General features: G+C 56.6%; 1 protein-coding gene. It reads left to right on the top strand.

The window, feature by feature from the left end:
- Positions 1–1,260 (top strand): Ig-like domain-containing protein (locus ACFWW2_RS01935; protein ID WP_393925677.1); only part of this gene is annotated, 1,260 nt, incomplete at its 5' end.

Below are 1,260 nucleotides of genomic sequence, written 5' to 3'. Positions count from 1 at the left end.
CAGTCTTCAGCAGAAGATGAAGCCGTGAGTTTTGCACTACCAGCCAACGCATTCACGGATGTGGATGGCGATGCACTGACCTTGAGTGCAACGCTGGTTGGGGGTGCGGCGCTGCCGGACTGGCTGATGTTTGATGCTGCTTCGGGGAGTTTCTCGGGCACACCGCCGCAGGGCTTCAATGGTACATTGAGTGTCACGGTGACGGCCAGCGATGGGTCTCTTTCAGCAAGCGATGCCTTTGCGCTTGAGATTACACCGGTCAACGGCGCACCTGTCGCAGCTGATGATGTTGCTCAAAGCCCCGCTCCGATCACAGAAGATGTTATGACCTTGATTGATACCGCCACGCTTCTTGCCAACGACAGCGATGTTGACGAGGATACGCTCACGGTGACAGCTGTTTCTGCCACGAGCACGCATGGCGCAGCCCTGACGCTGAACACCGACGGAACCATCAACTACGATCCAACCGGCGCGGACGCTGTTCAGGCTTTGGCAGTTGGACAGGCACTGACGGATACCTTCACCTATACCGTCAGTGACGGCAATGGTGGTGAGAGCACCGCAACCGTTTCAGTCGTTGTTCATGGACGAGACGAAGCGCCGATGATCGTCGGCACCGCCGGCGATGACGATCTGGACGGCAGCACAGGAAACGACCAGATCATCGGCGGTGATGGCCGGGACTATCTGTGGGGCGATGCTGGCGATGACATTCTGTGGGGCGGGGATGGCGATGACTATCTGTGGGGCTATGCTGGCGATGACATTCTGTGGGGCGGTGATGGCGATGACACCCTGTACGGCGATCTGTACGGCGATCTGTACGGCGGGGATGGCGATGACACTCTGTACGGCGGGGATGGCCGGGACTATCTGAGTGGCGGTCATCGCGATGACTATCTGTACGGCGGGGATGGCAATGACGATCTGTGGGGCGATGCTGGCGATGACAATCTGTACGGCGGGGATGGCGATGACAATCTGAGTGGCGGGGATGGCGATGACCGCCTGCGGGGCGGTTCCGGAAGTGACGAGTTTGTCTTTGGAGACGGTTTTGGAAGCGACACGATAAGTGACTTCGAAGATGGCATTGACCTTATCAGAGTTTATACCACCGGTGTATCCTACTCAGATTTGACCATCACAACGAGCACAACGAACGGTTCGAACACGGAAATCTCTGTATCCGGGCACGGTTCGATTACTATAAGCAACTTTAACGCGGCAAACCTGACAGAAGATGATTTTCTATTCTGA

The organism is Yoonia sp. R2-816, from assembly GCF_046762905.1.
Lineage (GTDB): Bacteria > Pseudomonadota > Alphaproteobacteria > Rhodobacterales > Rhodobacteraceae > Yoonia.
The sequence above is the reverse complement of the archived record's forward strand: the minus strand, read 5'-3'. Positions and strand labels throughout refer to the sequence as shown.